This window comes from Streptomyces sp. NPDC002513 (assembly GCF_053595355.1).
In genome coordinates, this window is sequence record NZ_JBSFXK010000001.1 from 64,237 (window position 1) to 80,564 (window position 16,328).

A 16,328-nucleotide genomic window follows, 5' to 3' on the forward strand; every position below is an offset into this window, starting at 1 on the left:
ACGCACCGTACGAGCCGCCTTGTTCGCAGTTTCACACGACGCCTGAGCCGCTGTGGCCCCCGAGCCGGACGCCGACCGCCAAGCCCCCGTCAGCCCCCACCACCTCGTGGGGCACGACCGTGGAGCGAGCACGGCCGCAGCCCGTACGAGAGCAGGTTCGAGGAGAGCCCACCGCAACGGATCAAGAATCCTCCGCGGGTATCAGGCCGCCCTCCGACTCGATCAGGTCCCCGGCGGCGGTCAACGCGTCGATGTCGGCGGTCAGCGCGTCCCGGATGTCGGCTCCGAGCCGCGCCCACCCGAAGAAGCGAGCGGTTTCCCGCAGCAGGTCCTCACGGTGCACGCCGGGTCCTTCGTCGACCACGTTCCGGAGCACGAACTGCCGTTCCGCCACGGGAACCTCCGCCACTCGTCGGGCGCACCGCTCCGTCGGCGTGCGGGCGAACTCCGTCTCGTGGCCGGGCATGTCGTAGGCCGTACCGACGTGGACGATCTTGCCCTGCTTGAGCAGCCGGCGGAGAGCTCGGTCGATGCGGTCGCGAACCACCTGGCCGGCCCGTCCGATGCCCCACGCGAGACGGACCCGGGTGTAGATCACCTCCTTCTCGACGGGTCCTTCCACCTCGACCACGCACAGCGCCACGTCCGCCACCACGTCGAGGGCATCCGGGTCCTGCAACTCCACGCCCCACAGGCCCAGCCGGCCGCTGGACCTGTCACGTACCTCTGCCAACAGGTCGGGGTCGACATCCTGGTAGGGACGGCTCCAGGGCGCGGGGCCGGCGTCGACCGTCACGAACTCCACTCGCGGGACCACCGGACCGCCTGCCGCTTCTGCCGGTTCTCCGCCCCACGCGCTCATGGAGCCTTCCACGACCTCCGCAGTACGGCCACGGTCGCCGCCGCTGTCGTCCTGCCCCACAGGTGGCGTCACTCGCACCGCGTGCGGATCCTCCGCACACGCCGCCTCCACCGCGGCCCGCAGCCGCGCCATCGCGTCCCGGCGGTTCCGATACCAGTCCGTACCCCAGATTCGGTGCAGCCGCCACCCCAGGTCGCGCAGGACCGCTTCCCTGAGCCGGTCGCGGTCGCGAGCCGCCCGCGAGGAGTGGTACATGGCGCCGTCGCACTCGATGCCCAGCGCGTACGTGCCGGGCGCGCCCGGGTGCCGTACCGCCATGTCGATGCGGAAACCGGCGACGCCCACCTGCGGCTGGACGTCATACCCCCAGCCGCGCAGGACGTCGATGACCTCCTCTTCGAAGGGGCTCTCCGGAGCCGCGTCCGGATCGGCGGCCTGTGTCTGGAGGATCGCGGGACCGTGCTGGGCGTACTGCAGGTACCGCTTGAGGTGCTGCACGCTCTTGTTGGCGCTGTCCGGCAGGTCGCCTCCGTAGAAGGAGGCGACGACCTCCATGCGGCGCCGGGCGCGGGTCACGGCCACGTTGAGGCGTCGCCAGCCGCCCTCCCTGTTGATGGGGCCGAACGTCGACAGCAGCTTGCCCCGGTGGTCGGGACCGTAGCCGATGGAGAGGATGATGACGTCGCGCTCGTCGCCCTGGACGGTTTCGAGGTTCTTGACGAAGAAGCCGTCGAGCCGGCTCTCCGTGAAGTGGTGGTCGAGGTCCGGGCGGGCCGCCCTCGCCTTCTGCACCGCCTCCTCGATCGTCTCCGCCTGCGCCTTCGACAGCGCGACCACGCCGAGGGTGTGCTCGGGGCGGGTGTCGAAGTGGTGGATGACGCGCTGGGCCACCTTGGCGGCCTCAAGGGGGTTGTCGCTGCTCCCGCCGCGGTCGTAGACGCCGTCCGCCTTGATGAACTCCACGCCGATGTCCGGCCCCTGTTCCAGCGCGCCCGGGAACGTGATCATGGAGTTGTCGTAGAAGTCGTGGTTGCTGAAGGCGATCAGGTTCTCGTGCCGACTGCGGTAGTGCCAACGCAGGGGCAGCCCGCGCAGGACTCCGCTGGCCTTGCACATGTCGAGGATGGACTCGAAGCCGTCGGTGGCGTCCTCGTCCCACTCGTCGCCGTCGTCGCCGTCGCCGGCCGCGGCGAAGAACGAGGTCGGCGGCAGCTGCTTCTGGTCGCCCGCCACGATGAGGGCCTTGCCCCGGTAGACGGAGTTCACCGCGTCCTGGGGCAGCACCTGGGACGCCTCGTCGAAGACGACGACATCGAACTCGAAGTCCGGCGGCAGGAACTGACTGACCGTCAACGGGCTCATCATGAAGCAGGGCTTGACCAGCCGTACGACGTCGCGTGTCTGCGTCAGCAGATGCCGTACGGGCATGTGGCGGCGTTGTTTCTCCGCCTCGCGGCGGATCACCGCGGCCTGACCCACCGACGTCCGGCGAGGACGGCGGGCGTTGCAGGCGGCGATGACCTCGGCGTGCGCCGCTGCCACCAGGTCCTGGTCCGCCCTCTGGAACCGCTCCACCAGCTGGTCCCGTTCCACCGCTCGCATCGGCTTCAGCCTCTGGTCTGTGCCCAACTGGTGCTCGACCCACGCGGTGAGCACCGCACGCTCCATCGCGGCGGGGAAGTCCTCGGCGGAGACCTCGCGGCGTGCGAGCTGGTCGGGCAGTCCGTCGAGGTGGTAGCGGCGCAGCAAGGTCAGTGCGTCGGCGCAGCTGGTCCACGCCTCTGGGCCGAAGGGGTCGCGGTCGAGGAGGGACAGGACGGACTCGGCCGTGGAGAGCGATTCGGCGAGTTCGCGTCGCAGCTCCTCCGCGCGCTCGGGCTCGAAGTACCCGGCGAGTGCCTCGCGCTGGCGACTCCAGTCGTTGGCGCGAGCCGCGATGGAGGGGTCGGCGGGCGCGGTCAGCATCAGCCGGGCCGCTGCTTGTGGCAGGGACGCCGAGTGACCGCCGTGTGCGGCACGGCGGACCTTCTGGGACCAGTCCAGAGCGTCCAGGACCGCGTCACGGTCTGTCTCGGTCCCCCGGTAGAGGGTGCCGAGAAGGCTCCGGTTCGCGGCGTCGTTCTCCGCGAAACCGGACTCGGCGGCACGGGCGGAGACGACGGCGGCCACCGCTTCCCTGGCCCGGGACAGGGTCAGACCCTTGTCCCCCTCCATGACGCGGGCGGTGGAGCGGATGAGGTCGGCCGCGTCCTCGAAGGGCTCCACGTGTGCCCGGAGCCAGCTCGCCGCCCGGTCGAGCGGGCGAACGGCGAGTACCGTGCCGACTGCGGCGACCTGCGGCTGCTGGGTGTACTCGTGCCAGAGGTCCAGGTCACGGCGGATCTGTTCGGTCTGCTCGAGGAGTTCGCGCGGTTCGGGCCTGCCGTCGGCCAGTACGTCGACGAGGCTGCTTCGGTGCGCGGGGTCGGTGAGCGTGTCGGGCGCGAGGCGGGCGATCAGCCGGGCGGAGTCCAAGGCGGCCCGCAGGGCCTCGGTGGCGGGGCGCCCCTTCGGGACGTAGCGGCCCAGCAGCTCGCGTTGCTGCTCCGTCGCGTACGGTCCCGGTTGCTGTCGCGTCAGGTCCAGACCGCGTCGCAGGAGTTCTCCCACAGGTTCGTATCCCGTCACGCCGTTGGGCGCCTCGTGGTGCAGGTCGTCCGCCTGCGTGTCGAGTCCCCGGTACCACGGGCCGAGGAGGCCGCGGTCGGTCACGGCCTGAGCGTCGAACGCGGCTGTCTCCTTCTGGGCCGCGTGCGCGGCCCTGACCGCCGTGCGCGCGGCGGCGAGCGTGTGCTCGAAACCGGGGCCACTGTCGCGGCGACCGGCCGAGGCCACGGTGTCCAGCAGCGCGACGGCCTGTCGCAACGGGGCGAGGTGGGCGCGCAGCCAGCGGGCGGCGTCGTCGAGTGGCAGCTTGGTGAGGTCGGCCGCATGCGGTGCCAGCGACGGGCTGTTCAAGTACCGGCGCCACGTGGCGAGTTCACCGCGCAGCGCCGTGCCCTGCTCGACGAGTGCGGGTTGCGGCTCTCGGCCGTCGGCCAGGTGAGCGGCCAGCAGGCTCCGGCGGTGGGGATCGGCGACGGTTTCCGGCGCGAGTGCGTGGACCGCTTCGGCGTGCACGAGTGCCTTGCGCAGTGCCGGGACGTCAGGCAGAGCCGTGCCCCGATAGCGTCCGATCAGCTCGGCGTGGGTCGAGGTCAGCGACCGTAGCTTCCGGTGCGCGGTGCACCAGGCGTCGGCCAGTGGCAGCTTGGCGTACAGCTCGCCACGCCATGAGCCGCCGTGTGTCAGCCGGGCCACGAGCTTCCGGTCGGCCCGGACGCCGCTGGACAGCGTGCCGGCGAATCCCTGGCGGCCCTCCATGAGCCGGTGGACGGCTTCGGGCAGTTCGGGCGTGGAGACGACTTCGGGCAGGAAGGTGCCGCGCGCCGCCTCCGCCGCGGCAGCCAGTTCTTCGGCGGCCGAGGAGATCTCCGCGACGGCTGCCTGGACACCGGGAAGTACCCGGGGATCGAGCCATGCGTCGAGCGTGCGGTCCAAGGCGGTGCCCAGCTCCACGAGCGTGGCCAGGTCCTCGGCCTCGGACATCGCCTTCGGCCGACCGCACCCGAGGCGGTCGGCCACCGAGTCGGCGTGCTCGGCGGCCGTCTCAAGGGTGTCGGCAAGCGTGTCGAACCGCTCGGCCAGCTCCGCGGCCTCCCGGCCGGTCAACGGCGCGATGTCGACGCCTGGCGGTTCCAGTGCGGCGAGGGCCTGCTCGTTGGCCGGTCGCTCCGCGCTCACTTCCGGAAGCAGTTCGGCCCATCCCGGGCCCGCGTGGTCCGTCGCGAGGGCCTGGGCGGAAAGTACTTGGTCCCGTCGGGTGAAGAAGTCACTCAGTGCGTCGGCGGTGGCCCTGACCGCCGCCTCCTCCGCCCGCCCGGGGCCTTCAGGGACCAGCCACCGCTCAAGAGGGCGATGTTCGGTGCCGGCCACAGCGATCACGTCACACAGATGACGCGCTTCCCCGGGGCTGCCGGGATTCGTGAGCCCGGTGAGGTGGCTGACGCGGGTGAGGCTCTGCAGAGTCCGCTCCAGCACACCAGCGGTCTCGTCGAACCCCATGGCGAGCTGTCGCGCTCGCTCTTCCGTGAGTCCGGCGAGGTCGAGGCCGCGCGGTGTCATCGCCGAGAGTGCCTTCTCGGCCTCTCCCGGCTCAGCCGTCAGCCTGGTGGACAGTTCCTGCCAGCGCTCGCCCACCGTCGCTCGGACGGCGGTGCGCGTGCGCTGCGCCTTGCGCAGTTCCGCCAGGAAAGCGTCGACCCGGTCGTCCACCTCGTCGGCGAAGGCATCCGTGGTCAGCCATGCTTCCGGCACGGGACTCCGCACGTCGAGCAGCCGTAGAAGCCCGATCAGACGGTCGATTCCGCTCTGATCTGTGACGGGCACTCCTTCGGGTGCGAGATCCCGGTACCGGTCGACCGCCGTCGCGAGCGCGTCCCGTGCCGCCTGGGCCTGCTCCAGCACAGGGCGGGGATGCGGCAGGCCGGCCCGCAGGCCACGCCAGGGGAACGTCGGATCGGCGACCGCCTCCCAAGCGTCGGAGATGGTTTTCGTCGCCTCGACGATCAGGCGCAGGTCTTCGGCACTGAGCGTCTCGGCGCGGAACGTCGCCTCCGCCCCCGTGGGGGTGTCGTCACCATGGCTCAGGTAGGCCACCGGCGCCTCGGACAGCCGGCCGACCTGACCGAGCACGTCGTGCAGGGTCCGTCCCAGCGGGTCGCGGACCTCGTTCATCGCTTCGGCGTAGGAGCTGAGCGCCAGGCGCAGTTCTCTGGCCTGCGCCAGGGTCTGCTGTGACAGTTGCGGTGCGCGCGGCTCCTCCCCGAGCGCCTGGCCCAGTTCCTGGGCCACCGCTTTGCGGCTGGTGTTGTGACTGTGGAGGGCCAGAGCGTACGAGTCGAGTCCGACCGACTTCAGCCGGTCGAGGACGACGTCGAGGGCCGCCGCCTTCTCACTGACGAACAGCACGCTGCGGCCCGCGTGCATCAGACCGGCGATCATGTTCGTGATCGTCTGGCTCTTCCCGGTGCCGGGCGGGCCGTCGAGGACGAACGACCGTCCGGCCACGGCCGCGGCGACGGCTTGACGCTGCGAGGCGTCGGCGTCGAGCACCAGCGGGCTGTCCTCGGGCGGGCTCAGTTCGTCGATCTGGTCGAGCTCGATCTCCTCGAAGTCGAAACGGTCGGAGGCGAGTCCGGAATGCGGGCCGAGCGCCATCGCCCGTACGAGGTCGCTGCCGAGGACCCGGCCCTCGTTGTCGAGCAGGTCCTGGTACATCGACTCCTTGTGGGAGGAGAAGAGCGCGAGTACGACGCGGTCGGAGATCTGCCATCCGGGCTTGCCCGCGACCGCGTGAGCCGCGGCGGAGAGCACCGCCTGCAGGTCCGACGGGTCCTGTTCGGCGACCGGCGTCCAGTCGATGTGGAACTGCTGCAGCTTCACTCTCAGGGCCGGGTTGAGGCGTGGTTCCTCGTCGTCGCTCGCCCTGAGGCGAATCCGGCCGTTGCGCGTGCGCTCGATGACCGCCGGCATCAGGACCAGGGGGGCGTCACTGCCTGTCTCAGCTCCGTCCTCACACCAGCGGAGCATGCCGACGCCGAGGTTGAGGGTCCAGAGGCCGAAGTCGTTGAAGACCTGCGTCGCTTTGGCGCGCAAGCTGTTCAACGCGCGCAGGAGAGAAGGCGCGGTGGTCTTCTGGGTGACGATTCCGTCGGCGCGGTCGCCCTTCTTCGCCAGGACCATATCGCCGGGTCGCACACCCTCGCCGGCTGCCGGCTCCTCGTCCGGGAGCGGCGCGAAGTCCCAGCCTCGAGCCAGGCCTTCGACGAGCTCCCGCGCGGACGGGGTCCGGATCTCCAGTGTCGCCGACTTGGTGTGGCGGAAATTGAGCAGCCGGTTGCGGCCGCTCAGGTCCACCAGAGAGGTGCGCCAGTTCTCAAGCATCGCCTTGAGGCGGTCGAGCTCCTGGCTGCCCCCGAAGTCACCCGAGTTCGTCACGCTGGTCCCTGATGTCGTCGCCTCTGGGACAACGGAGCACAGGCCTCGACGGCTGTGCCCCCTGCCGCCAACGCAAAGCGCGGCCACAGACGTCCGTACTGTCCTGGTGGCCGCACAAGTCCCGCTGATCCCCCCTGAATGCGGAATTCTACGGTCAGCTCACCAATGCGTGAAGCGTTAACTACGAACGGTTTTCCCGCCTCCCCGCCACCACGCAGCTCCGCACCTGGGACCTGTCACCCGATGTGACAGAGCGAGCCGAGCAGATCGTCGCCGAACTGGCAGCCAACGCGGCCCTGCACGGCCGCGTCCAGGGCCGCGACTTCCGGCTCACCGACGCCAAGGGTGGGCAACTCCCCGTCGTACCAACCGGCTCGGCGACAGACGTCGAGACGGGCCGCGGTCTGCTCATGGTCGGCGCCCCGGCCGACCGCTGGGGCACCGAACCGCATCCGCCGGGCGGCAAGACCGTATGGGCGGAGGTGAGCCACCGGTCCGGCTGACACGCGAGGTCCGCGCTAACAGATCGGCGAGAGTTGCCCGTTCACTCCCGATGGCCCTCTTCGACACGCTACGGTCCCGGCGGGCGAACGCGAGGGGACGGGACGGTACGCCGCCCCTCGGACGCGGCATACGGCGATGACGGGAGCGCAGTGGCAGAGGACACGACGGCCGGGTCGGACAGCCGAGGTCTCTTCGACGACTTCGGCGCTTTCCGGACCCCGACCACCGACGACTTCACCTCCGTACTGACCCACGGTCTGGTCGCCCCCGACGCCAACGTCGGCCGGCCGCCGCCAGTGCGACGTACTGTTCGTCACGGCGGACGTCAAGGAGGACTGGTGGCGCAAGGAGCAGGGCTTCAACCGCGGCCCCCGGCCTGAACTGACCAAGGAGCTGAGGAGCCGCGGCGGCGGGCGGCTTTTCATGCTCACACCCAAGCGGTTCCTGGAGGTCGCCGCGCCGATCCTGGAGTTCGGTCTCCGGGAGGGATCCGTCGAGGACATCGAACGCGTCGAGCGGATCGGGACCGATGACGGAACCTACGGGGGCTGGACGACCGACGCACTCCAGGAACTCTTCGACCGGTTGACCTACGAGAACTACGAGGACAGGGTCGCCGTCATCAAGTACGCCGCCGAGATGGACGGTGTCGCGGACGCCAAGAGCGTCTACGACATCTGCCACTACCCCGAGGGCCGCTCCCTCAGAGGCTTCACCAAACCGGTCCGCATCAGCGGGCTGCTGCGCAACCTGGGGAAGATCCCGGAGTCGGCCGTCCAAGTCCTGAAGGCCGAATACGACGCGGGTCCCGGCCCCGCGTCCGGCTTCTCCGTCCACCCCCTCCTCGTACCGCTCGTCAACGAGCTGGGAGACGACGACAAATCGTGACCGCCGACCGGGTATCTCACGGCACGTAAGAAGTCGGGGAAGCCGCGTTGTTGCCCTCGGCGCCATGCCGCATTCAGCAGCGCGGGAGATGCGCTCTGCGATCCTGTCGATCCACCCGTACGTGCCGGCCATCGAGCAACAAGGCGACGTGATCTGCTCCATGGCCTCGCGCGGCGACTGCGACCACAAGCTCGTCGCGGAAGTGCGACCCGAGTTCAGCGACGGCACCTCTCCCCGCTGGCAGATGTGCGGCGAGTGGCTGACCAGCCATCCGTCAGCCATCGCCCACATCACCACGAACGGCTTCCAGGAGCCCGCCGTCCCTTGACGGGTCAGCGCCGGAGTCCTGCGGTGACGACTATGCCGGCCGATACACGGCCTGGTCCGGGTCCGGTCTCACGATCAGACCGTCCTCGGCGAGTGCGCGCAGGTTGTGGCGGGCCTCCTTGCCCGCGGCTTCGTCGTTCGCCGGCCGGTACCCGCCGACGCGCAGAGCCAGTACGGCACGTTCGGTGTCCCAGGTGCCTCCCAGCGCCTGGATCACCGCGGCGAGCGCCTGCTTGTGCGTCAGCGGCTTCTCGGTCATCTCACCCTCCCCTTCCGGAAACCGCCACAGCATGGCACCCGGCGGCAGGGCTCCTCCTGGCCGGACCAGCTCAGACCTCGACCTCTGGTAGGCCGCGCGTCCTCCTGACGCGTTCTGTCCTCGTCAGCGCAACAAGTCCTCTGCCCTTTGCGGAATGCCGCGCAGGTGGCGTCCGGCCTGTTCCATCGCCAGGAGGAGCGAACGCCCGTCGCCGGCCGTGACCAGGCCGCCGACGGCGGCCTCGCACATCATGCCGACCGTGTCCTTCACGCAGATGCCCCGGCGGTGTGCGTAGCGGCCCGCTTCGCCGTCGTCCGTGATCCACACCGAGCCGGCGAAGCCGCTGCGGTGCTCGATGACGACCAGCGTCTCCGCCTCGCCAAGGTGTTGCAGCGGCCGCGACGGGGAGCCCGCGAAGACGACGCGGCGGACACGGTCCACCAGGGCGGTTTCGGCAGGGTCGTCGATCTCGATGGGCTCGCCGAGCCATCCGTCAGCCGGCACTTGGCTCAGCGTCGGCCAGTACCGCGCAGACTGCTCGGCTTCGGCGGCCACGGCCTGTGTCCAACGGCCACGGCCGTCAAGCACCTTCTCCAGGAGGCCCAGCCGGTCGACCGAGGCGAAGTTGCACAGAACGGTGTTGTCGGGAAACCAGCAGTGGCGCGTCATGGCTGGAAGACCAGGTCCCCTTCGTCCACGTCACTGCCGGACGACGCGTCCTCCAGCGAAGTGGGTTCGGGTTCCAGCAACTCCCGCATCCTGTCCACGTCCTGACCCGTGTAGGCGGCCAGCGGGCGTAGCGTCGTGTCTCCCGCGAGGTAGGCGTCGTAAAGCAACTGGGCCGGGCGGAAAGGCAGTCGCCTGGCCAGTGACCACGTCTTGCGGGCCTCGAAGAGGTCTGCTTGTCCCGTCAGCCAGTGGCAGTCCTGCGTCGTGAGACCTCGCAGCCTGCTCGCCGTCTGCGAGGTGATCAAGTCCAACTGCGCAAGCCGTGCCGCGAGAGCGCTGGGAGACACCTGGAAGCGCACGACCAGGGAGGTGAGCTGCTCGTCCGTGAGGCCGTTCTCCCCGGCCTGCGAGCTGATCTCGCTCCGGGGCATCAAGAAGCGGGCGGCGAAGACGTTGGCCCGCACCTCGGTCAGGTCCTTCTGGCGTCCGGGCGACAGATGTGTCTCGGTCAACAGGTCCTGGGCGTCCCTGGCCAGGATGTGGCCGAGCTCGTGGGCGAGGGTGAAGCGCTGGCGGGTCGGCACCTTCGTCCGGGCGATCATGATGAGGCGGAATCCGTCCGCCTGCCACGCGGCACCGTCGATTCCGTCCGGCAGATCGATCTTCGCCACGTCGACGCCGAAGACGCGTTCCAGCGCCTGGACCAGATCGGCCGTGTCCATGTCGCCGACGATCGGTGAGCCCGCGGAGGCGAGCGCGGCAAGGGCGTCCTCCGCGAGAGCCATGCCCTGATCGACGTAGCGCCTCAGGTCCGAGCGGACGGCGGGCAGCTCGGGAAGCCGCGGGGAAAGGCCCAGCAGATGGATCACCTCGTGTGCCGTGGTGAACCTTTCGACGAGGTCCTTGAGCTGGCCGCGACCCCGCTCGTCCACCGCCGGGGTGCTGGTGCGGGCGGCGAAGGCGGGACGGAGTGGTTCACGACCGGTCAGCAGCCAGTCGACAGTGGTGCCGCCGAACTCCGCGATCCGGGCAAGGTCGTACGACGTGAACCTGCGGACGCCACGGAGTGACTTCGACAACTTGTCGGGAGACAGCCCGACGCCCTCGGCGAACACCGCCTGGCTCATCGCGGCCACCGTCATGACCTTGCGCACACGATCGATTACGGACTCACCCATGAGTTCACCATATGAGCGAGTTGCGAAAATCGCAACACGACGTCACGGATGTGCGCCATGGCGCACCGAGGGCAGCGGTCCCCTCCATGCCGTCATGCGGCGCAGGTGGACTGCACGACGCACTTCGCACATCGAAGGGATTGCGGTCCGCAAGGCACGGATCTTGCCCTCAGGGTGCCGTCACCCGTTCCAGACGATGTTGCAGCAGGTGCCGCAGGCACCGGCCTCGGAGATTTCGTACACACGCTCGGGGATGTCGTACTCGGCCATGGCCGCGTGGTCGGCACCGAACGTGTTCGTCTCCACGCAGCCCACGCCCGCGTCGAAACAGGCGGAGTGCACGGAACGGACAATGTCCGGGCGCGTGACGTTGAGGACCTCGTTGCAGCCCTCCGGCTGCTGGAAGTCCTCCAGGGTCGGCTCCTGGGCCTGGAGCATCGTTCCCATCGCAACGTCGGCCACCACCACACGGGTGGCGAGCGCGTCCCGGAGCGCGGACACACGGGTCCCCGTCATCCGTTGCCCACCACTCGTGCCGTGATCTCCTCCGCGGCCTCCGGCCCGTACGCGTCGGCGATCCGGGCCGAGAACTCGGCGGGGACCAACGTGTACTCCTGGGTTCCGACGGTTTCCAGGACCGTCGTCGCCAGCGCGCAGCCCAACTGTGCCGAGCGCTCGGGCGACAGGCCGCGCCCCAGGCCGGCGAGATACCCGGCCCGGAAGGCGTCGCCCCCACCGGTGGGGTCGGCGATGTGCCGGGCCGGCACGGCGGAAACGGTGAGTGCGGGAGCGCCGCCGGTCCGGATGGTCGTACCGTTGCCGCCCCGGGTGACGATCCAGGTGCCCACCCGGTCCAGAACCTGTCGTTCGGTCCACCCCGTACGCTCCTGGAGCAGCACGGACTCGTACTCGTTGGTGAACAGCAGCTGAGCGCCGTCGACGAGTTGACGGGTCTCCTCGCCGCTGAGGCGGGCCAGCTGCTGTGAGGGATCGGCGGCCCGGGGGATGGCCAGTTCCCGGCTCTCGGCGGTGTGGCGTGCCATGGCGCGTGGGTCGTCGGGGGCCACCAGTACCAGGTCCAGTCCGCCGGAGCGGGCCGCGACCTCGGAGAGCGCGATGTCGCGGGCCTCGGCCATCGCCCCGGCGTAGAAGACGGCGATCTGGTTCTGGTCCGTGTCCGTCGTGCACATGAACCGGGCCGTGTGCCGGGTCCGGCTCAGTTTCACCGAGGCGGTGTCGACGCCGTGGTGGCGCAGCCAGGCGCCGTAGTCCTCGAAGTCCGGGCCTGCGGCGCCCACGAGTACGGGGGTGAAGCCGAGGAGTCCCAGGCCGAAGGAGATGTTGGCGGCCACTCCGCCTCGGCGTATCTCCAGCTCGTCGACGAGGAAGGACAGCGAGACGGTGTCCAGGTGGTCGGCGACGAGTTGCTCGTGGAAGCGGCCGGGGAAGACCGTCAGGTGGTCGGTGGCGATGGAGCCGGTGACGGCGATGCGCATCTCAGGCTCCCGCGGCGGCGCGCAGGGCTTCCACGCGGTCCGTCTTCTCCCAGGTGAAGTCGGGCAGTTCGCGGCCGAAGTGGCCGTAGGCCGCCGTCTGGGCGTAGATCGGGCGCAGCAGGTCGAGGTCGCGGATGATGGCCGCCGGGCGGAGGTCGAAGACCTCGTCGATGGCCTTCTCGATCTTCTCGTGGTCGATCTTGGCGGTGCCGAAGGTCTCGACGAAGAGGCCGACGGGCTCGGCCTTGCCGATCGCGTAGGCGACCTGGACCTCGCAGCGGGAGGCGAGGCCGGCGGCGACGACGTTCTTCGCCACCCAGCGCACCGCGTACGCGGCGGAGCGGTCGACCTTGGACGGGTCCTTGCCGGAGAAGGCGCCGCCGCCGTGGCGGGCCATGCCGCCGTACGTGTCGATGATGATCTTGCGGCCGGTCAGGCCGGCGTCGCCCATCGGGCCGCCGATCTCGAAGCGGCCGGTCGGGTTGACCAGGAGACGGTAGTTCTCCGTGTCCAGCTTGATGCCCTCGTCCAGGAGCGCCTTGAGCTCCGGCTCGACCACGAACTCGTGGATGTCGGGGGCCAGCAGGGAGTCCAGGTCGATGTCGCTCGCGTGCTGCGAGGAGACGACCAGCGTGTCGAGACGGACGGCCTTGTCGCCGTCGTACTCGACGGTGACCTGAGTCTTGCCGTCCGGGCGCAGGTAGGGGATGGTGCCGTTCTTGCGGACCTCGGACAGGCGCTTCGACAGACGGTGCGCCAGGAAGATCGGCAGCGGCATCAGGGGCGGCGTCTCGTCGGTCGCGTAGCCGAACATCAGGCCCTGGTCGCCGGCGCCCTGCTTGTCGAACTCGTCGGATTCCCCACCTGCGGCGGCACCCTCGACCCGGTTCTCGTACGCCGTGTCGACACCCTGTGCGATGTCCGGGGACTGCGCGCCGATGGACACCGAGACACCGCAGGAGGCGCCGTCGAAGCCCTTCTTCGAGGAGTCGTAGCCGATCTCGAGGATCTTGTTGCGGACGAGGGTCGCGATGTCCGCGTAGGTCTTGGTGGTGACCTCACCGGCCACGTGTACCAGGCCGGTCGTGATCAGTGTCTCGACGGCGACCCGAGAGGTCGGGTCCTCGCGCAGAAGCGCGTCGAGAATGGTGTCACTGATCTGGTCAGCGATCTTGTCGGGGTGCCCCTCGGTCACGGACTCCGAGGTGAAGAGGCGCAGCCCGGTGCCCCGTTGAGCTCGTGCGCTGGTCATCGTGCGTTCCTCTCGTCGAAGTCGACCGGTGTCGCCCGGATCACTGCCTCCGCCCAGGGGGCCTCCGGGCCGAACTCGGGCAGCCGCACATCGGTGATGCGGAAGCCGGCCCGGTCCAGCAGCGCCGTCAGTTCGTCGAGCGTGCGCTCCTGGCCGCCGAGCACCACCAGCATCTGGAGGTCGGAGAACTTGCCCGGGTGGAATCCGGCGACGTCGGGAATCACCTTGTCGATGAGGATCAGCCGCGCGCCGGGCGGCATCGCCTCGCATACGCTGCGCAGGATCCGCAGCGCGTCGTCGTCGTTCCAGTCGTGGATGACGCGGGACAGGATGTAGCTGTCGCCGCCGCTGGGCACGGAGTCGAAGAAGCTCCCTCCCTGGATCTCCGCCCGGTCGAGCACCCCGTGGGCCGCCAGCAGTTCCGGGGCCTGCGCCACACCGGCGGGCGTGTCCAGGAGTATGCCCCTGAGCTTCGGGTGCCCGGCGAGGATGTGGGCCAGGAGTCCGCCGGCTCCTCCGCCGACGTCCACCACGACCCGGTCGCCGTCGAAGTCGCAGCCGTCGACCGCGTCGGTCGGCGCGCCCGTCCTCGCCATGGCGTTGAAGGAGGTGCTGGCTCCCGCCTCCCTTGCCAGGTAGGCGAAGTGCGAGAGCCCGTAGACATGGTCGAAGGCGGCTTCCCCCGTGCGGACGGTGTGCATCACCTCCGCCCAGGCACGGAAGCTCTCCTCGCCGTTGACGATGATGAAGTGGCGCAGGCCACGGGGGGCGTCGGACTGCAGGGCGGCCCCCGTCGGGGTCGTGGTGAAGACCCGGTCGGGATGCTCGCGCAGGATGCCGAGCGCCGCGAGTGCCCGGCAGAACCGGTACAGCGCTCCGGGATGCGCGCCGGTCTCCTCGGCGAGGTCGTCACTGGAACGGGGCCCGTGCCGCAGCGCGTCCGCGAGGCCGAGCTTCGCGGCGACGTACAGGCTCTGGAAGGCCCACGGGGCGGTGGTGACGACCAGGTGGTTGAGGGCGACGACGTCCGGGGGACCGTCGTGCGCCATCGGCTCCGACAGGGGGGCCGGTCGCGTGGCACCGCTCATGGTTTGCCTTCCTGTGAATGCCGGTCGGGGAACATCAGATGCGGCTGGGCCAGGCCGTACCACCAGCCGACGTGCATGAGGCCGAGGGCGCAGGCGGACCAGATGCGGTGCCCGAGGGACGCGTCCGGGGGGACCTGGTAGTCGTAGGTGAACGCGTCCCACGGAGAGGGGCGGCCGCGCCGCCAGGGAGCGGTGTGGTCAGGCATCCCGTTCCCAGCGGTAGAACTCGTGGGCCATGGCGTCCTTCGGCTCCCGCCAGGTCGCGGGGTCGTACGCCGACACGAACGGGCCCAGTTCCTCGCTGATGCGCCGGAACTCCGGGTGCTTGCGGTTGCGGGTGACGGATGCCTCCACGGGCGCGTCGCCCTCCACGAGGTGGAGGTAGACCTCGCCGAACTGGAAGAGGCTGCGGGAGCGGACCCCGATGGTCTCGGGAAGGCCGGAACCGTGGTCGGAGCGCCCGAAGATGTCCGCGATGTCCGGGGCGGCATCGGGCAGCATGCGGGCGACGATAAGGCTTCGGTACATCTGTCTCTCCTGGTCCGTACGGAAGGGGGCCGGCGGGGTCAGATGAGGAAGTCGGGGACGTCCTGGTCGAGCAGGACGGAGCCGACCCTGCGCTGCGCCTCCAGGCCGAAGGCGATGTGCTGTGCGGCGGTCTGCACATCGCGGAAGTAACGCTGGAGCGGCGCCCGGTGGTAGAGCTGGCTGGCGCCGCAGGCCCGCATCGCCGAGTCGGCGACGTCGAGCGTGGCCCGCATGGCGTGCTGGACGGCGGCGGTGAGCCGGGCGCGGGACCGCGGTGAGGCGACGCCGTCCTGGGTTTCGGCCCACACCTGGCCCACGGCCTCGTGGACGAAGGCGCGGGCGGCCCCGACGGTCGCCTCGCAGCGGGCGATCTCGGCCTGGACGATGGGGGTCTCGGCCAGCAGTGTCCGCTCGGTGTTGCGCTTGGCGAGGACGATCTGCCGGTACTCGTCGACGATGCGGCGGGCGGCCCCGAGCGGGAAACCTGCCATGGCGACGAGCAGATAGGTCATGTACGGCAGCCGGTACAGGGGGCCGTCCTCGCGCGCCGGACCGTAGGGGTTGAAGGTCAGCCGGTGCGGGACGAGCACGGCGGTGGCCTCGATGTCGTGGCTGCCCGTGCCGCGCAGCCCGGCCACGTGCCAGGTGTCGTGGACGGTGACGGCAGCGCGGGGCAGCAGGGCGAAGCGGTGCTGCCCGTCGGCCGCGCGGTATCCGGCCACCAGGTGGTCGGAGAGCCCGCAGCCGCTGGTGTACGGCCAGCGGCCGGTGAGCCGTATGCCGTCCTCGCCCGCGTCGGCGGCCGTGCCGAGCGGTGCCATCGAGCCGGTGATCAACGGCGCGGGGGTGGCGCTCACGATCTCCTGCGCCACGTCCGGCTCCAGCCAGGCCAGGTAGCCGGCCCCCTGGCCGATGAGAACGGTCCACCCCGTCGCGGCGTCGCCGCGGCTCAGCTCCTCCACGACCCGGACGATCGTGAGCGGGTCGGCTTCGAGCCCGCCGAGCGAGGCCGGCGTCATCAGGCTGAACAGGCCTGCGGCGCGCAACTCACCCACCAGGTCGGACGGCACGGTGCGCCCGGATTCCACTTCCAACGCCCGGTCCGGCAGGGTCGCCGCCAGACGGACGGCCTCCTCGATCGGGGAACTCTCCAGTGCGGTGACGGACATGGTCTCTGCCTCACTTGTTCTCGGTTGGCG

At 70.1% G+C, this 16,328-nt stretch carries 13 protein-coding genes and 2 pseudogenes; 4 read left to right on the forward strand and 11 right to left on the reverse strand.

From position 1 onward, the window contains the following. Positions 1-181: 181 nt before the first annotated feature. The gene (locus ACWD5Q_RS00325; RefSeq protein WP_451424733.1) at positions 182-6,940 is read right to left on the reverse strand and encodes a DUF3320 domain-containing protein; all 6,759 of its coding nucleotides are present in this window, start codon (positions 6,938-6,940) and stop codon (positions 182-184) included. Positions 6,941-7,173: 233 nt separating this feature from the next. Here ACWD5Q_RS00325 and ACWD5Q_RS00330 point away from each other — a divergent pair, with 233 nt between their 5' ends. The 4 genes and pseudogenes from ACWD5Q_RS00330 to ACWD5Q_RS00345 all read left to right on the forward strand — a co-directional run bounded on the left by ACWD5Q_RS00330 (position 7,174) and on the right by ACWD5Q_RS00345 (position 8,660). Beyond that, the gene (locus ACWD5Q_RS00330; RefSeq protein WP_451424927.1) at positions 7,174-7,443 is read left to right on the forward strand and encodes an ATP-binding protein; all 270 of its coding nucleotides are present in this window, start codon (positions 7,174-7,176) and stop codon (positions 7,441-7,443) included. A gap of 295 nt (positions 7,444-7,738) precedes the next feature. Then, positions 7,739-7,816 (forward strand): annotated as a pseudogene (locus ACWD5Q_RS00335) (PIN-like domain-containing protein); the annotation flags it as partial. A gap of 51 nt (positions 7,817-7,867) precedes the next feature. Then, positions 7,868-8,332 carry a hypothetical protein gene (locus tag ACWD5Q_RS00340; RefSeq protein ID WP_451424734.1) on the forward strand — a complete coding sequence of 155 codons (465 nt, stop codon included), beginning with the start codon at positions 7,868-7,870 and terminating at the stop codon, positions 8,330-8,332. Positions 8,333-8,396: 64 nt separating this feature from the next. Further along, positions 8,397-8,660, forward strand: coding sequence for a hypothetical protein (locus ACWD5Q_RS00345; RefSeq protein WP_451424735.1), 264 nt, complete (start codon positions 8,397-8,399; stop codon positions 8,658-8,660). Positions 8,661-8,690: 30 nt separating this feature from the next. Here ACWD5Q_RS00345 and ACWD5Q_RS00350 read toward each other — a convergent pair whose 3' ends face one another. The 10 genes and pseudogenes from ACWD5Q_RS00350 to ACWD5Q_RS00395 form a co-directional block, all read right to left on the reverse strand. Further along, complete coding sequence (locus tag ACWD5Q_RS00350) at positions 8,691-8,918, reverse strand: hypothetical protein (RefSeq protein WP_451424736.1); 228 nt, start codon at positions 8,916-8,918, stop codon at positions 8,691-8,693. Between the two features lie 123 nt (positions 8,919-9,041). Continuing rightward, positions 9,042-9,587 carry a hypothetical protein gene (locus ACWD5Q_RS00355; RefSeq protein ID WP_451424737.1) on the reverse strand — a complete coding sequence of 182 codons (546 nt, stop codon included), beginning with the start codon at positions 9,585-9,587 and terminating at the stop codon, positions 9,042-9,044. Next, complete coding sequence (locus ACWD5Q_RS00360; RefSeq protein ID WP_451424738.1) at positions 9,584-10,765, reverse strand: helix-turn-helix domain-containing protein; 1,182 nt, start codon at positions 10,763-10,765, stop codon at positions 9,584-9,586. Before ACWD5Q_RS00360 ends, ACWD5Q_RS00355 begins: the two co-directional genes overlap by 4 nt. A 216-nt stretch (positions 10,766-10,981) precedes the next feature. After that, a pseudogene (locus tag ACWD5Q_RS00365) lies at positions 10,982-11,281 on the reverse strand (homocysteine S-methyltransferase family protein); the annotation flags it as partial. Further along, the gene (locus ACWD5Q_RS00370; RefSeq protein ID WP_451424739.1) at positions 11,278-12,261 is read right to left on the reverse strand and encodes a carbohydrate kinase family protein; all 984 of its coding nucleotides are present in this window, start codon (positions 12,259-12,261) and stop codon (positions 11,278-11,280) included. The pseudogene ACWD5Q_RS00365 and the gene ACWD5Q_RS00370, both read right to left, overlap by 4 nt. A gap of 1 nt (position 12,262) precedes the next feature. Further along, a complete protein-coding gene (gene metK, locus ACWD5Q_RS00375) occupies positions 12,263-13,513 on the reverse strand; it encodes a methionine adenosyltransferase (RefSeq protein WP_451424740.1) in 1,251 nt (416 codons plus the stop codon). Continuing rightward, positions 13,510-14,601, reverse strand: coding sequence for a methyltransferase (locus ACWD5Q_RS00380; protein WP_451424741.1), 1,092 nt, complete (start codon positions 14,599-14,601; stop codon positions 13,510-13,512). The genes metK and ACWD5Q_RS00380 overlap by 4 nt, the downstream gene beginning before the upstream one ends. Then, positions 14,598-14,807 (reverse strand): hypothetical protein, encoded by a 210-nt coding sequence (locus ACWD5Q_RS00385; protein ID WP_451424742.1) that lies wholly within the window; start codon positions 14,805-14,807, stop codon positions 14,598-14,600. The genes ACWD5Q_RS00380 and ACWD5Q_RS00385 overlap by 4 nt, the downstream gene beginning before the upstream one ends. Next, positions 14,800-15,129, reverse strand: a complete 330-nt coding sequence (locus tag ACWD5Q_RS00390) for a TcmI family type II polyketide cyclase (protein WP_451424743.1) — start codon at positions 15,127-15,129, stop codon at positions 14,800-14,802. The genes ACWD5Q_RS00385 and ACWD5Q_RS00390 overlap by 8 nt, the downstream gene beginning before the upstream one ends. A 38-nt stretch (positions 15,130-15,167) precedes the next feature. Then, positions 15,168-16,298 carry an acyl-CoA dehydrogenase family protein gene (locus tag ACWD5Q_RS00395; protein WP_451424744.1) on the reverse strand — a complete coding sequence of 377 codons (1,131 nt, stop codon included), beginning with the start codon at positions 16,296-16,298 and terminating at the stop codon, positions 15,168-15,170. Positions 16,299-16,328 lie beyond the last annotated feature (30 nt).